The organism is Arthrobacter sp. TWP1-1, assembly GCF_049897845.1.
GTDB lineage: Bacteria > Actinomycetota > Actinomycetes > Actinomycetales > Micrococcaceae > Specibacter.
The window spans coordinates 407,034-422,510 of the sequence record NZ_JAFCXC010000003.1 but is presented as its reverse complement, the minus strand read 5'-3'; the positions used below and the strand labels follow the sequence as shown (position 1 = coordinate 422,510).

At 61.3% G+C, this 15,477-nt stretch carries 10 protein-coding genes, 1 tRNA gene and 1 pseudogene; 10 read left to right on the top strand and 2 right to left on the bottom strand.

Going from position 1 to position 15,477, the window contains the following annotated elements:
- The first annotated feature begins 280 nt into the window (after window positions 1-280).
- Together ACP7B9_RS08360 and ACP7B9_RS08355 are read left to right on the top strand one after the other, a co-directional pair.
- Complete coding sequence (locus tag ACP7B9_RS08360; protein ID WP_425862436.1) at window positions 281-2,014, top strand: HNH endonuclease; 1,734 nt, start codon at window positions 281-283, stop codon at window positions 2,012-2,014.
- A gap of 153 nt (window positions 2,015-2,167) precedes the next feature.
- On the top strand, window positions 2,168-3,010 hold the full coding sequence (locus ACP7B9_RS08355; RefSeq protein ID WP_425862434.1) for an alpha/beta fold hydrolase: 843 nt from the start codon (window positions 2,168-2,170) through the stop codon (window positions 3,008-3,010).
- A gap of 39 nt (window positions 3,011-3,049) precedes the next feature.
- Here the strand turns inward: ACP7B9_RS08355 and ACP7B9_RS08350 are convergent.
- Window positions 3,050-4,432: pseudogene (locus ACP7B9_RS08350) on the bottom strand (GH1 family beta-glucosidase).
- A 38-nt stretch (window positions 4,433-4,470) separates the two neighbouring features.
- Here ACP7B9_RS08350 and ACP7B9_RS08345 point away from each other — a divergent pair.
- Window positions 4,471-4,593 (top strand): hypothetical protein, encoded by a 123-nt coding sequence (locus ACP7B9_RS08345; RefSeq protein ID WP_425862432.1) that lies wholly within the window; start codon window positions 4,471-4,473, stop codon window positions 4,591-4,593.
- Between the two features lie 71 nt (window positions 4,594-4,664).
- Here ACP7B9_RS08345 and ACP7B9_RS08340 read toward each other — a convergent pair.
- Window positions 4,665-4,737 (bottom strand) — tRNA-Arg (locus ACP7B9_RS08340).
- A gap of 202 nt (window positions 4,738-4,939) precedes the next feature.
- Between ACP7B9_RS08340 and ACP7B9_RS08335 the strand changes: the two genes are divergently transcribed.
- From ACP7B9_RS08335 to rho, 7 genes are all read left to right on the top strand, one after another.
- Complete coding sequence (locus ACP7B9_RS08335; protein ID WP_425862430.1) at window positions 4,940-6,229, top strand: CynX/NimT family MFS transporter; 1,290 nt, start codon at window positions 4,940-4,942, stop codon at window positions 6,227-6,229.
- 65 nt (window positions 6,230-6,294) lie between these two features.
- On the top strand, window positions 6,295-7,947 hold the full coding sequence (gene argS / locus ACP7B9_RS08330) for an arginine--tRNA ligase (RefSeq protein ID WP_425862428.1): 1,653 nt from the start codon (window positions 6,295-6,297) through the stop codon (window positions 7,945-7,947).
- 2 nt (window positions 7,948-7,949) lie between these two features.
- On the top strand, window positions 7,950-9,401 hold the full coding sequence (lysA, locus tag ACP7B9_RS08325; protein WP_425862426.1) for a diaminopimelate decarboxylase: 1,452 nt from the start codon (window positions 7,950-7,952) through the stop codon (window positions 9,399-9,401).
- A gap of 47 nt (window positions 9,402-9,448) precedes the next feature.
- On the top strand, window positions 9,449-10,747 hold the full coding sequence (locus ACP7B9_RS08320; RefSeq protein ID WP_425862574.1) for a homoserine dehydrogenase: 1,299 nt from the start codon (window positions 9,449-9,451) through the stop codon (window positions 10,745-10,747).
- Complete coding sequence (gene thrC / locus ACP7B9_RS08315; RefSeq protein ID WP_425862424.1) at window positions 10,747-11,850, top strand: threonine synthase; 1,104 nt, start codon at window positions 10,747-10,749, stop codon at window positions 11,848-11,850. The genes ACP7B9_RS08320 and thrC overlap by 1 nt, the downstream gene beginning before the upstream one ends.
- A 27-nt stretch (window positions 11,851-11,877) precedes the next feature.
- A complete protein-coding gene (gene thrB / locus ACP7B9_RS08310) occupies window positions 11,878-12,867 on the top strand; it encodes a homoserine kinase (protein ID WP_425862422.1) in 990 nt (329 codons plus the stop codon).
- A gap of 335 nt (window positions 12,868-13,202) precedes the next feature.
- Window positions 13,203-15,437, top strand: coding sequence for a transcription termination factor Rho (gene rho, locus ACP7B9_RS08305; protein WP_425862421.1), 2,235 nt, complete (start codon window positions 13,203-13,205; stop codon window positions 15,435-15,437).
- The last annotated feature ends 40 nt before the right edge of the window (window positions 15,438-15,477 follow it).

Below are 15,477 nucleotides of genomic sequence, written 5' to 3'. Positions count from 1 at the left end.
ATTCCCTTCTGAATGTCAGTGGCCACACCTAGAATGGATGTAGCAGGGGATCGCAGAGTAATAGGATAAATATCCTAAATATTGACGGCTCGCATGGTTCCGCAGAGTTGGCTTTGGCTCGAACAGCCGAAGCCGGATATGCAGGCAGGTGAATGGCATGGCGGCACCGGAATGGTACGGAAGTGATCCCTGGACCACGTCTGTGCCCCTTTCTGCCGTGCTTGAGGGGAGAGCGTCGCTACCTGCAGCTACCCAGTTTGCGCCCGGATCCACAGAAACAATGGCTGTTTCTGACGGCCTGAACGGCCAGGACGGTTTGTCCGCTGGGGAGGGCGCCTCTGGATTGCTGGATTTGAGCGCGGAACTTTTGCAACGCTGTGGTTCATTCTTCGAACCGGTGGTTTTGGCGCAGTTGGATGCCGCCCTTGCCCACGAATTAGCCCACCAGGCGCAGCAACAGTCCGTCAGGGCCACCGAAGAGGTGGACAGGGCCATCCGGGAAGGGCGTCCTTCGGAAGCATTGGCGCATCTGGTCCATCGATCCGCCACAGCTACATCCGTCGCCGCCAAGTCCGCGTCGCAAGCAGCCTTGGCCAGCACAGTGGTTGAATCCCTTGGCGGCTGTGTGGTGGGACGCTGCACTGAGAGTGCTGAGAGTGCTGTGGGCGCCGCGGTAATGGGGGCCGGCTTCGACCCCAATGTTGTTGATCGGGTGTGCGGCGCCGATCTGATCGATCTGATTGCAGGCCTTGAGGAAGCCAAGAATGGAATCGCCGCCGTTCAGGCGCAGGCCCAAACACTGTTTGTGGCGCAGCAGCGGCTTGATCAAGCGCGGGCCGGTGTTCCCAAAGAGAAAATCGGGAAGGGAATCGCCCAACAAGTTGGCTTGGCCAGGCATGAGTCGCCCTACCGAGGACGGCAGCTGTGTCAGATGTCCGAGGTCCTGGTGCGGGAAATGCCGTACAGCATGAACTCCTTTTCACTCGGTCAGATCAGCGAGTACAGGGTCGGGCAAGTTGTCGCCGAAACGGCATTCCTCTCGCTTGAGGACCGTGCCAAGGTGGACCTAAAGATCTGCGGCGACCCGGCCGCCGTCGCACTTCTGGGCACACGGGAGCTTTGTGCCGAAACCAGGAAAGCCGCTTACGCGCTAGACCCTGAAGCGTTCGTCAAACGTCGGAAGAAGGCTCTGGGGGATCGCTACGTGTCCCTCCGGCCAGCCGCAGATGGCATGACGTTCTTGACGGCGCTGATTCCGTTGAAACAGGGAGTACGTATTCTGGCCACGCTCACCAGAGTCGCAGATCATGCCAAAGCTACGGGGGACGAGCGAGGCAAGGGACAGATCATGGCCGATGCCCTGATGCACCGTCTTGTCCGCCACACACCCTGTGATGAAGGCGCCGGCGACGTTGGCGACCATCGCGGCACGCAAGCAGGGCGTGGGGGAGACGTGGGCCGGACAAATCTCGGTCCGCAACTGTGCACAGCCGTGGACCAGCCGGACATCACTCTGGAACTGATCATGACAGACCGCTCCCTATTTGGCGGTGCCAATGATCCCGCAATTCTGGTGGGACACGAGCCCATTCCCGCACCTGCAGCACGCGCCATAATCCTCGGAGATGACAACGCCGGTGGGTTTTCGGCACAGGTATGGCTCAAACGACTTTTTACCCATCCGGAGAGCAGGGCCCTTCTGGCCATGGACTCACGGGCAAGACTGTTCCCTGAAGGAATTAAAGAGTTCCTGCGGTTACAGGATCAACGTTGCCAAACGCCCTATTGCGATGCTCCAATCCGCGAGTACGACCATGTCAAGGCATATGCAGCAGGCGGCGCCACGAGCGTTGAGAACGGTCAGGGGCTCTGCAGTGCGTGCAATCAGGAGAAAGAAGCGGAGGGGTGGATGTCGGAACCGGCGGAAGCGCCCGGGGCCGGGCCGCCGGGCGTCATATTAAGTACGCCCACGGGACATCGCTACGTGTCGACGGCCCCTGCGTTGCCGGGCTGAGAGATAGACGCAACTCGATGGCAGGCGGAGTAGTTGGCTTGACTGTGAGTCGTCATGTGTCCAAACCACTGACAATGGGTTCAACGTTACCTAGGCTAATAAGCACACCTCGGGAACAGCCGTTCTCGTGTTTGCGTGGAAAGGGATGTCATTATGGGACACATCACCGTTGGAACCGAAAATAGCACCTCAATCGAGCTTTACTACGAGGACCAGGGTGCAGGTCAGCCAGTCGTGCTAATTCATGGCTACCCTCTCGACGGGCACAGCTGGGAACGCCAAACGCGTGAACTGCTCGACGCCGGATATCGGGTCATCACCTATGACCGCCGGGGATTCGGCCAGTCAAGCAAAGTTGGCACAGGTTATGACTATGACACCTTCGCCGCAGACCTGAACACGGTTTTAGAAACGCTCGACCTTTCCGATGTCATTTTGGTTGGATTCTCCATGGGCACCGGCGAACTGGCCCGCTACGTCGCAAGGTACGGTCACGCCCGCGTTGCCAAGTTGGCGTTCCTGGCCTCCCTGGAACCATTCCTCGTTGCACGCGATGACAACGCCGAGGGTGTTCCTCAGGAAGTGTTTGACGGTATTCTCGCAGCGGCGAAGGGGGATCGCTTCGCCTGGTTCACCGACTTTTTCTCCAATTTCTACAATCTGGACGAAAACTTGGGCTCGAGGATTAGCCAGGAGGCCGTCACGGCAAGCTGGAACATCGCCGTCTCGAGTGCGCCAGTAGCTGCCTATGCGGTCGTCCCTGCATGGCTTGAGGACTTCCGTGAGGATGTGGAAGCGGTCCGGGCCAGTGGCAAACCTGCACTGATCCTGCACGGCACCAAGGACAACATCCTCCCGATTGATGCTACGGCCCGGCGGTTCCGCACGGCCCTACCCGAGGCGGACTACGTGGAAGTGGAAGGTGCTCCTCACGGTTTGTTGTGGACTCACGCCGAAGAGGTGAACGCCGCACTGCTTGCCTTCGTTAGCAAGTAGCAAGTAGTTGGTCGCTATGGTCGGGTTCCGTTGACTCAACTAGACGCCCGCACCCTTGGATGACCGAATGAGCTGTTGGTACCAGTAATAGGAGTCTTTGGGCGTGCGCTTCTGCGTTTCGTAGTCGATGTGAATCAGGCCAAAGCGCTGGGAATAGCCTGCCGCCCACTCAAAGTTGTCCATGAGTGACCAGTGGAAGTAGCCGCGCACGTCGACGCCTGCCTTCATGGCGGCGGCCAACGCCCTCAGGTGGGCGTCTGTGTAGTCGATCCTGCGCGCATCCGGAACCCGTCAGGCGTCGTCCGGGCCAAGGTTGTAAGCGGCACCGTTCTCCGTGATGACAATGGGCGGGAGCTTGTTGCCGTAGCGATTCTTGAAGTCCACTAACAATTCCGTGAGCGCATCGGGTACCACCGGCCAGTCAAAGTCGGTGCGCGGGTAGCCCTCCAACTCCCGAAGTTCGAAGGGAAGTGAGGCATCATCGAGGGCGTGCCCGTCGATCAGCGCCGCCCCGCCGGGTGTAGGAGCACCCACCAGAACAGGGTTGTAGCTGTTGATGCCGTACCAGTCGATGGGGGTGGAAATGGTGGCAAGATCGCCGTCGGGCAGGGGAGGCAGGAATCGCGCCAACGCCTCGGGATAGGCGCCGGTGAGGATGGGATCGGCAAACATCCGGTTGGTCAGAGCTTCATAAAGTCCGGCGGCCCGCTGATCCTCTTCCTGCTCGCTGGCGGGCCACGTGGCGGCGTGGTTGTTGGCGATGCCGATGTTGCTTGCCCCCGCCGAACGCAGTGCCTGAACGCCAAGCCCGTGCGCCAGGAGAAGATGATGAGCCGCCGGAATGGCGTCAAAACCGAGCGCAAGTCCCGGGGCGTGGATGCCGGCACCGTAGCCAAGCAGTGCCAGTGCCGCGGGTTCATTGATCGTGATCCAGCGCGGGATTCTGTCGGCAAAATGCCCGCCAAGAATGTCGGCGTACTCGGCAAAGCGGCTCGCCGTATCCCGGTTGAGCCAGCCGCCGGCTTGTTCCAGTTCCAGTGGGGTGTCCCAGTGGAACAGGGTGGGGCTTGGTTCGATCCCAGCTTCGAGCAGCGCGTCCACGAGTTTGTCATAAAAGCCAAGTCCGACGGCGTTCACCGCACCTTGGCCGCCGGGTTGGATACGGGGCCAGGAGAAGCTGAAACGGTATGCGTCAACTCCCAGATCTTTCATGAGCGCAATGTCTTCGGGGTAGCGATGGTAGTGGTCGCACGCAATGTCGCCGGTGTCGCCGTTCAGGGTCCTGCCGGGTTCTGCGGCGAAAGCGTCCCAACTCGACGCGCCGCGGCCACCCTCGTTGACGGCGCCTTCTATTTGGTAGGAGGCGGTGGAAACGCCCCACACAAAGTCGGCGGGGAACGTGGGAAATTCGCGAATGGTCATGCCAAGCCCCCAGGAATCGTTAGGTGGACTCGAGCCTCATGGATGCACCATTGGATGTCAAGGTCTCCGCAGAGCCGGAGCTGGAGCCAGAACGGCAGATCGAAGCTGGCACGAATGGCAAGGTGGTCGCTGTCCCCGGTCCCGGGCTTTCCAGCCGTTGAACACCTCGTGGAAAACAAAAATGGTGTCCGGCCATGCGAACTGATTCGCAAAGCCGGACACCATTAAAATGTGCCCTCGGAGGGATTCGAACCCCCGACCTACGGTACCGGAAACCGACGCTCTATCCCCTGAGCTACGAAGGCGAGGCAACCGTGGTTGCCGAAGGGAACGAGAAAGAGCTTAGCAGGTGCAGGCCATTGGAAGTAAAACGGATGTAGAACCGAGGCGCCGAGCCGGCCCGGAAGGGTAATTTTCGTTCACCTTCCGCCACCCTGGGGGAATTGTCCGGGGAGCGGCAGGTAGCGTTGGGTCAATGGTGACTTCATGGGGATAAAAACGCGGCACATGGCATGGCTTTTCGCCGCGGCCATTATTCTGACGGCTCTGACGCTTCGTGCGGCCGTAACGGTGGTTCCGCCGCTGATCTCCACCATCAATCACGATCTCCCACTCAGTGCGGCCACCATCGGCGTCCTGGGCATGCTCCCCACCGCCGCGTTTGGGGTTTTTGGCTTCCTGACGCCCTATGTGATCCGTTGGGCGTCGCTGGAGAAGCTCATTATCCTGTCAATTCTCGTGGGAATAGTGGGCCAAATCGCCCGTGTCCTCGCGCCCAACACGCCACTCTTCCTGGTCTTTTCCGTCGTGGCGTTTGGTGGTCTCGGTGCCGGAAACGTCCTGCTTCCGCCACTGGTCAAGAAGTACTTCCCCAGCAAAATCGGCCTCATGACGGCACTTTACGTCACAGCGATTTCTGTTGGCACAGCCCTGCCGGCCCAGCTGTCCGTACCGGTCGCCGACGCCACCAGCTGGCAATTCTCCCTCGCTTCCTGGGCAGGGATCAGCACCATCGCCCTGATTCCGTGGCTTGTGGCTCTCTTCTCCCCACGCACGACGGCGGCCACCGCCACCCCGAAAACCTCGACTTCCGTCGGGGCCAGGGAAGGGGCCGGGGAAGCGGCTGCCGCGCTGGGAATGGAAGCGGTGCGTACAGAGTTGGAGGTGCACTCCGCCCCGGTTGAGGTTGCACCGAAGATGAATCTTTGGCGTTCGCCCACTGCTTGGGGGCTGACGTTCATGTTTGGCTGCACGTCCTTGAACACCTACTCGTTATTTGCCTGGTTGCCGGAAATCCTCACTCAGGCCGGACTGGACCGGGCCCACGCCGGGTCGATGTTGGCGCTTTTTGGTGCCCTTGGACTGCCGCTGAGCCTTTGCATTCCCATCATCGCGGCCAAGATGCGTAATCCGTTCCCGGCCGTTCTGGGGATGCTGCTGTGCTTCGTCGTTGGTTATTTGGGCCTGCTGCTCTCGCCGGCCAATGGAACATGGATCTGGGTGGTATTTGCTGGTTTGGGCCCGGGAACGTTCCCGCTGGCACTACTGTTGATCAACCACCGCACCCGAACGCAACAAGGTGCCGGAGCGCTGTCCGGTTTCGGCCAGGGGATGGGCTACACCATCGCCTGCATCGGACCGCTGTTCTTTGGATTGTTGCGCCAATGGACAGGATCCTGGACCGCGCCGTTCATATTCTTGTTTGTCACCTTGTCTCTCTTGGGTGCCGGCGCCTGGATTATTTGCCGGCCCAAGATGCTCGAGGATGATTTCGCGCCCAGCACCGTGGCACCGTAGCCATATTTTGCTCGGTGCGGCTGCGGATTGGGGGAGGGTGCAGGGAGAACCGTACACTTAGAGGTGTGACTCCTGAAGAACTTTCTGCCGCCATTACCTCCTCCCTCAAAGAAGCCGTCAGCGCCGGTGAACTCAGCGTTCCTGCTGAGGCGCTGCCCACGGAAGTGCGAGTGGAGCGGCCTAAGAGCCGCGAACACGGGGACTGGGCAACCAATATTGCGCTCCAGCTGGCCAAGCCAGCCGGTGTTGCTCCCCGCAAGATCGCCGAGATCCTGCAAACACGCCTCAGTGAAATTCCCGGTGTTTCCAAGGTTGACATTGCCGGCCCCGGCTTCCTGAACATCACAGTTGACGCTGCAGCCGCAGGCGAACTGGCCAAGGCGATCGTTGAAAGCGGTGAGGCGTTCGGTACCAATACCGCGATGGCCGGAACCAAGATCAACCTTGAATTCGTCTCCGCCAACCCCACAGGCCCCATTCACTTGGGTGGCACCCGCTGGGCAGCCGTTGGTGATTCCTTGGCCCGTATTTTCCAGTCCCAGGGCGCAGACGTCACCCGTGAGTACTACTTCAACGACCACGGCAACCAGATTGACAAGTTTGCCCGGTCACTCCTTGCCAGCGCTAAGGGCGAGCCCGCACCGGAAGACGGCTACGGCGGAGCCTACATCGTGGACATCGCCAACGAGGTCATGGCGAACAACCCCGGCATCCTGAGTAAAGAAGATCCGCAGGAGGAGTTCCGCGCCCAGGGTGTTGAGCTCATGTTCGCCGCCATCCGCGCGTCCCTGCACGAGTTTGGTGTGGACTTCGATGTCTACTTCCACGAGAACTCACTCTTTGAAGACGGCGCCGTGGAGAAGCTCCTCGATCAGCTCAAAGAGTCCGGCAACATGTACGCCAAGGACGGCGCCTGGTGGTTGAACTCCACTGATTACGGCGATGACAAGGACCGCGTAGTCATCAAGTCCGACGGCAACGCAGCCTACATTGCCGGCGATATTGCCTACTTCAAGAACAAGCGCGATCGCGGCTTTGACCTGTGTATCTACATGCTGGGCGCCGACCACCACGGCTATGTTGCTCGTCTGAAGGCAGCCGCTGCCGCCATGGGCGACGACGCCGATCGCGTTGAGGTCCTGATCGGCCAGATGGTGAACCTCGTTCAGGACGGCAAGCCGGTCCGCATGTCGAAGCGCGCAGGCACCGTTGTCACCATGGAAGACCTCGTTGAGGTTGTTGGCACGGACGCCGCCCGCTACTCGCTGGCGCGTTTCTCCAGCGATTCCAACATTGACGTGGACCTGAACGTGCTGACCAAGAAGTCCAACGAGAACCCCGTGTTCTACGTTCAGTACGCCCATGCCCGCACCAGTGCAGTGGGCCGCAACGCCGCTGCCGCAGGTGTGGAACGTACAGCCTTTGACGCATCGGCCCTGGATCATGCCACCGAATCTGAGCTGCTGGCAGTTCTGGGTCAGTACCCGGGCGTGCTCACCCAGGCCGCCACGTTCCGCGAACCGCACCGCGTGGCCCGCCACCTGGAAGTCATCGCCGGCGCCTACCACCGCTGGTATGACGCCTGCCGCGTAACCCCGATGGGTGAGGAAGCCATCACCGATGTCAACCGCACCCGCCTCTGGCTCAACGATGCCGTGGCCCAGGTCCTGGCCAACGGCCTTTCAATGCTGGGCGTTTCCGCCCCGGATCGGATGTAAGTATGAATGACGTGCACGTCGCCGGCTCCGAGCTGGCCCCCGAATGGCTGCCTGCCGCCGGAGACCTCAACGAGTTGCTGCCCGCCATGTGGGCGCACGACGTCGAACGCGGCCAAAGCGGCGAGCTCACCATCAGCGGTGTGTCAGTTAGCGAGCTGAAGGCTCAGTTTGGCACGCCGCTGTTCGTCATGAGCGAGGACGACTTCCGTCTCCGGGCCCGCACCTTCAAGGATGCCTTTGACGCGGCCTTCAAGGATATTTGCGGCGGCGTTGACGTGTACTACGCCGGCAAGGCGTTCCTGTCCACCGAGGTGGCGCGGTGGGTTGACTCCGAAGGCTTGCGCCTCGATACCTGCTCCGGCGGCGAATTGGCCGTTGCCAAGCGCGCCGGGCTCAAGGGCGCAAACCTAGGCCTGCATGGCAACAACAAGTCCAACGCGGAGATCAACCGCGCCCTGGACATGGAGCTGGGCCGCATTGTGGTCGACAGCCTGCACGAACTTAAGCGCGTTGCTGAGATCGCGGCAGCACGCGGGGAAAAGGCCAACGTCATGTTGCGCCTGACCCCAGGCGTGCACGCCCACACCCACGAATCCATTGCCACGGCGCACGAGGACCAGAAGTTCGGCCTGTCCTTTATCTCGGAGGATCCGGAAGCTCCCGGCATGAGTGCCGCGGAAGCAGCCGCAAAGCTGGCCGTGGAAGCGGAAAGCATCAATTTCCTGGGTTTCCACGCCCACATCGGTTCGCAGATTTTTGAGGCCGAGGGCTTTGAAATCGCGGCCCGGAAGTTGCTGGCCTTCACCCACAAGATTCAGGAAGGCTACGGGATTACGCTGCCCGAGCTCGACCTTGGCGGCGGCTACGGCATCGCCTATACGGCCGTTGACGCACCGCGCCCGGCGGCCGAGGTCGCATTGGCGATGGCCGCCGTCGTCCGCGAAACCTGTCAGGAACTCGGCATGAGCGCCCCGCGGATCTCCATCGAGCCCGGCCGCGCCATTGTTGGCAGCACCACGTTCACGCTGTACGAGACCGGCACGCTGAAAACCGTGCAGGTTGAGGTGGCGGACCAAGAGGATGTAACGGCTCCTCGTCGCTATGTTTCGGTGGATGGCGGCATGAGCGACAACGCTCGTCCGGTGCTTTATGAGGCAGATTATTCGGCTGTTTTGGCCAATCGCGCCTCGCAACAGGCTCCCGCTTTGTCCCGAGTAGTGGGCAAACATTGCGAGAGTGGGGACATTGTTGTTAGAGATGTATATCTGCCCAATGACGTGGCGGCCGGGGATTTGCTTGCAGTTCCCGGAACGGGCGCGTATTGCTGGGCACTTGCCAGCAACTATAACTACGTGCCCCGTCCGCCCGTCGTCGCCGTCACAAACGGTGCCGCACGCTTGATTGTGCGGGGCGAAACAGAAGACGATTTGCTGGCACGCGATTTAGGGGCCTAGAACCTTTGACAGAGCGCAACACCGTGGACACCGATGTGTCCGCCACCATCAAGACCCTGAAAGTGGCGCTCCTTGGCGCCGGAAATGTGGGTTCGCAAGTTGCCCGCATTCTGCTCGAAGACACCAAGGTCCTTGCGGCCCGCACGGGTGCCCGCTTGGAGCTGGTTGGCATTGCGGTACGCAACGTTGACGCTCCCCGCGAGTACGCAGCGCCGCAGGAGCTGTACACCACCGACGCCTCGGCGTTGGTGCGCGGTGCCGACATCGTCATCGAGCTCATGGGTGGTCTGGAGCCGGCCAAGACGCTGATTCTGGAAGCCATTGAGCACGGGGCAACTGTTGTCACGGGTAACAAGGCGCTGCTGGCCGTTGACGGTCCCGCCCTGTACGAAAAGGCTGATGCGGCAGGTGTGCAGCTCTCCTATGAGGCCGCCGTTGCCGGAGCCATCCCGATCCTGCGCCCCATCACCGATTCGCTGGCTGGGGACAAGATCACCCGCGTCATGGGCATCGTTAATGGCACCACGAACTTCATCCTTGACGCCATGGATTCCACGGGAGCGGAGTTCTCCGACGCGCTGGCCGAGGCCACGCGCCTGGGTTACGCGGAAGCGGATCCCACGGCCGATATCGAGGGTCACGACGCCGCGGCCAAGGGCGCCATCCTGGCCTCGCTGGCGTTCCACACGCGTTACGCGCTGGAAGATGTCCACTGCGAGGGCATCACCGGCGTGACAGCAACGGATATTGCCGCGGCCAAGGATGCCGGTTATGTCATCAAGCTCTTGGCGATCGCCGAGAAGCTCGACGGCGGCGTCAGCGTCCGCGTGCACCCCACCTTGCTGCCTCGCGAACACCCCTTGGGTGCCGTGCGCGGTGCGTTCAACGCCGTGTTTGTTGAAGCGGAATCGGCCGGAGAGCTCATGTTCTACGGTCGCGGCGCTGGTGGCTCACCGACGGCCTCGGCTGTCATGGGCGATGTTGTTTCCGCGGCTCGCCGCCTCGTCTTGGGCGGCCCGGGCCGGACGGATTCCACCATTGAGGTGCTTCCGGTTCTGCCGATCGACGCCGTCTCAACGCGTTACTACATTCACTTGGACGCGGCGGATCAGCCCGGCGTGCTATCCAAGATTTCAGCACTTTTTGCCGAGAACGGCGTCTCCATCGAGTCGATGCGGCAGACCGTTCACCGTGAAAACGGTGAGAATGGGGGGCCCGGTTCCGCCGAGCTTCGCATTGTCACCCACCGTGCGGGTGAAGCTGCCTTGGCAGCAACCGTCGAGGCCATCAATGGCCTGGACGTTATAAATTCAGTTACGAGTGTCTTGAGGGTGGAGGGAGTCTAATGGCTCATCAGTGGCGCGGGGTTGTCCGCGAATATGCAGAGCGTTTGCCCGTAACGGCAGAAACGAAGATCATCACCTTGGGCGAAGGCGGTACACCCTTGGTGTACGCGCAGCAGCTCTCCGCGTTGACCGGTTCCAACGTGTACCTCAAGGTGGAGGGCATGAACCCCACCGGCTCCTTCAAAGACCGTGGCATGACCATGGCAATGACGGCCGCTGTTGCCGCCGGCGCCAAGGCCGTTGTGTGTGCCTCGACCGGCAACACCTCGGCATCGGCAGCTGCCTACGCCAAGGCCGCCGGCCTGACGTGTGCCGTGTTGGTTCCCGAGGGCAAGATCTCCATGGGCAAGCTCAGCCAAGCTGTGGCTCACGGCGCCACCATCTTGCAGGTCGACGGTAACTTCGACAACTGCCTGGACGTTGCCCGCAAGCTGGCCGATTCCTACCCGGTGTTCCTCGTGAACTCGGTCAACCCGGCCCGCATCGAGGGTCAGAAGACCGGCGCCTTCGAGGTCGTCGACGCGCTTGGCGACGCCCCTGATTACCACGTGCTGCCCGTCGGCAACGCTGGCAACATCAGTGCTTACTGGCGCGGTTACCGCGAGTACGCGGCTCCGTACGAGTCGGCAACGGCTGGCACTTTGCCTGCAGTTTCCACGCACACGCCCATCATGTGGGGCTTCCAGGCCGCCGGTGCAGCACCGTTCGTTGCCGGTCACCCCATCACCGAACCCGACACGATCGCCACGGCTATCCGCATCGGTAACCCGGCATCTTGGGACATGGCGATTGCGGCACGCGACGAGTCCGGTGGACTCATCGAGGCCGTCACCGATGAGGAAATCCTCTCCGCACACCGCTGGCTTTCGGCTAAAGAAGGCGTCTTCGTTGAGCCTGGCTCGGCAGCAGGCGTTGCCGGTTTGATCAAGAAGCACGCAGCAGGTCAGGTGCCCTCGGGCAAGACCTTCGTCATCACTGTCACGGGCCACGGCCTGAAGGACCCCGATTGGGCCCTGAAGAATGCCGATGGCAGTTCTGCTGAGCCCAAGTCGGTTCCTTTCGACGTGGTTACCGTTGCCAACGCTCTTGGCCTGACGGACTAGCAGCACCTCATCATGACAGGGTCCACCATGACTTCCCCGCTTTTGAAAACTCCCGTCTCCGGGGCAACCGCCACCGTGCGTGTTCCCGGAACCAGCGCTAACTTAGGCCCAGGCTTTGATTCACTGGGCTTGGCAGTTTCGCTGTATGACACCCTGAGCATCACGGTATTGGATGCTCCCGGGCTGGAGTTTGATCTGAGCGGGGAAGGGGTGGATGACCTGCCTCGCGATGCCACCCACCTCGTGGTGAAGACCATAGACATTGCCTGGGCCCGCCTTGGCTACTCCCGCGGCGGCTTGCGCGTCACCGCGGAAAACGTCCTCCCGCATGGTCGCGGATTGGGGTCCTCGGCGTCGGCCATCGTTGCCGCCATCTTGGCTGCCAACGCGCTCGTTGCCGCAGAGGATCAGCAGGACAAGGGGTGGGTTCTCCAGCTCGCCTCAGAGTTGGAAGGTCACCCCGATAACGTTGCCCCGGCCATTTTTGGTGCTGTGGCCGTCTCTTGGGATGAAAGCGAGAAGGGCGACGGCGCGGGGTACGCGAGTGTCAAGGTCACGCCGTCGGACTTGGTTGTCCCCGTGGTGGCCATTCCCAATGTTGAACTAAAAACCGAGCGAGCCCGTGGCATGCTGCCCGCCACCGTGCCGCACGCCGATGCAGCCGCTAACTCCGGCCGATCGGCCTTGCTGATGCACGCCCTGACGGCGGATCCTTCGCTCCTGCTGGCCGGTACACGTGATTACCTGCACCAGGATTATCGGGCCGAGGCCATGCCCGGCAGTGCCGCGCTCGTTGCGCAATTGCGTGCCGAAGGCTTCGCAGCTTTCATTTCCGGCGCCGGCCCCACTGTCATGGTGCTCGCCAACGGAGGGACACAAGCGCAGGCGATTGAGCAGCGCATTGCCGAATTGGGCAGCGAGGCGAAGAAGCAGGGCGAACACGGCGTGTCTTGGCGGGTTTTGCGGCTTCAGGTAGACCTCGAAGGTGCTAAGGTGGAAGTGCAAACTGGTTCATAAACACTTTCCCTCTTGATGGCTGATCTTTGCCGGCTAAGGAAATGAGCAATGTTTATTTGAGCCTCGATGCCGTTCTTACGGCCCGCATTATCTTGTGCGGTGACCGCTGGACCAAAGCATGGCAGCCGCCTGATTGGTCCTAGGATCACTCCCATTTGAGACTTGATTTCAAGAGCGAATCACACCATTTCCTGCACCTTTTTACGTTTATTCGGTAAAGGAAAATGGAACCTCAGAATTTCCCATGGCCTGCCAGTGCGGCAGCACATGGGACTCTGACACTAATCATCGCGGCCCCAATAATTGGGCCCGCCATCGAGGGGGAAGGATCCTTCGTGACCGAAACCGTAACTTCAGCTGCTCCCCATGCCGCTGATTTAGACACCGCCGCAACTAGCGCACCTGCAAAGTCCGCAGGACTGGCTGGCTTGAAATTGGCTCAGCTGCAGATTTTGGCGGGCCAGCTGGGTATCACCGGTGGCTCGCGGATGCGCAAGGGTGATCTTGTTGACGCAATTTCAGCCCACCAGCGCGGCTCATCTGTTGCGGACCGCCCGGCCCGCACCACCACCGCTACCGAGGCAAAGGCTCCCGCTAGGCGTGGTTCGGCTGCCAAGAAGGATGCTGAGCCGGTTGTTGAAGCAGCTGCCAGCACTGAAGCGCCCGCCAGCGAATCAGCCTCCGCCAATGAGCGCCCGGCCCGTGGCCGTGGCCGCAGCCGCCGCGCTGCCAGCAGCGATGGCATCATCACCACCGGCTCCGCCGCAGTAGCCCAGGAAGCACCGGCAGCAGAGCCTGCCGCCGTCGAGCCTTCCGCAGCTGACAATGGCAGCCAGCAGTCATCCGAGAACGACGGCGAAAACCGCCGCTCACGCACTCGCAACAACCGTCGTGCCCAGGGTGGCGGACGCCAGCAGGAATCCGCTTCCGAGGGTGCCGCTGCCGCAGAATCGGCCCCGGCCGAGACCACCGAAGCTGCCCAGACCACGCAGGCTGCTGGCGGTGAGAACACGGCCGAGGGCGAGAACGCTGAGCGCGGCAACCGCAACCAGCGCAACACCCGCAATCAGCGTAACGCCGGTGAGCGCAATGACCGCGGTCAGGGCAACGCCACCTCGAACGCCACGAGCAATGCCAATAACGGCACCAGCAACGGCAACAGCAACAACAGCAACAACAACGACGATGAGGACGGCTCGCGCAACAACCGCAACCGTCGCAATCGCCGTGACCGGAACGTCAACGAGTCTTCCGATCGCAATGACCGCAATGACCGTAACGATCGCAGTGGCAACAACAACAACAACCGCAACGATCGCAACGACCGTTTCCGTGACCGCAACGAGCGCCGCCGCGGCCGCACCCAGGGTCCTGACTTCGATGACACCGAGGTAACCGAGGACGATGTCCTGCTGCCCGTAGCCGGTATCTTGGACATCCTGGAGAACTACGCATTCGTGCGTACCTCCGGATACCTGCCCGGCTCGAAGGACGTTTACGTGTCCCTGTCACAGGTCAAGAAGTACAACCTGCGCAAGGGTGACGCCGTCGTCGGTGCCATCCGTGCACCGCGTGAAGGTGAAGACCGAAGCAACGCCCAGAGCGCACGCCAGAAGTTCAACGCCCTGGTCCGCGTCACGAGCGTCAACGGCAAGAACCCGGATGAGCTCAAGGACCGTGTTGAGTTCTCCAAGCTGGTTCCGTTGTACCCCTCCGAGCGTCTTCGCCTGGAAACCGACCCCAAGAAGGTCGGGCCCCGTGTTATTGACCTGGTTGCCCCGATCGGTAAGGGCCAGCGTGGCCTGATCGTGTCCCCGCCCAAGGCCGGTAAGACACTGATCCTGCAGGCAATCGCCAACGCCATCACGATCAACAACCCTGAGGTTCACCTCATGATGGTCCTGGTTGACGAACGCCCTGAAGAAGTCACCGACATGCAGCGCACCGTCAAGGGTGAGGTTATTGCCTCAACCTTCGACCGCCCCGCCGATGATCACACGCAGGTTGCCGAACTCTCCATCGAGCGCGCCAAGCGCCTCGTGGAAATGGGCATGGACGTTGTTGTCCTGTTGGACTCCATGACCCGTCTGGGCCGTGCCTACAACAACTCGGCTCCGTCCTCCGGCCGCATCCTCTCCGGTGGTGTGGACTCCGCAGCTCTGTACCCGCCCAAGCGCTTCTTCGGTGCAGCCCGCAACATTGAAAACGGCGGCTCACTGACCATCCTGGCCACGGCACTGGTGGAAACTGGTTCCAAAGCTGACGAGGTCATCTTCGAGGAGTTCAAGGGCACCGGCAACATGGAGCTCCGCCTGTCACGCCAGCTGGCCGACAAGCGCATCTTCCCGGCCGTGGACGTCAACGCTTCGGGTACCCGTCGCGAGGAGAACCTGCTTTCTCCTGAAGAAGTCAAGATCATGTGGCGCCTGCGTCGCGTGCTCTCCGGTCTGGAAATGCAGCAGTCGCTTGAACTGTTGACCTCCAAGATCCGTGAAACAGGCTCCAACGTCGAGTTCCTGATGCAGATCCAGAAGACAACGCTGGGCTCCAAGGCCGAACAAGACAAGTAGCTACTCACACTGATCCGCCTTCGCAGAGAAGGGGCCCGCT

Bases quoted from the DNA above. Each gene is read 5' to 3' on its own strand.
- ACP7B9_RS08360 (WP_425862436.1), top strand. From the start codon at position 281: ATGGCTGTTTCTGACGGCCTGAACGGCCAGGACGGTTTGTCCGCTGGG.
- ACP7B9_RS08355 (WP_425862434.1), top strand. From the start codon at position 2,168: ATGGGACACATCACCGTTGGAACCGAAAATAGCACCTCAATCGAGCTT.
- ACP7B9_RS08345 (WP_425862432.1), top strand. From the start codon at position 4,471: ATGGATGCACCATTGGATGTCAAGGTCTCCGCAGAGCCGGAGCTGGAG.
- ACP7B9_RS08335 (WP_425862430.1), top strand. From the start codon at position 4,940: ATGGCATGGCTTTTCGCCGCGGCCATTATTCTGACGGCTCTGACGCTT.
- lysA (WP_425862426.1), top strand. From the start codon at position 7,950: ATGAATGACGTGCACGTCGCCGGCTCCGAGCTGGCCCCCGAATGGCTG.
- thrC (WP_425862424.1), top strand. From the start codon at position 10,747: ATGGCTCATCAGTGGCGCGGGGTTGTCCGCGAATATGCAGAGCGTTTG.
- thrB (WP_425862422.1), top strand. From the start codon at position 11,878: ATGACTTCCCCGCTTTTGAAAACTCCCGTCTCCGGGGCAACCGCCACC.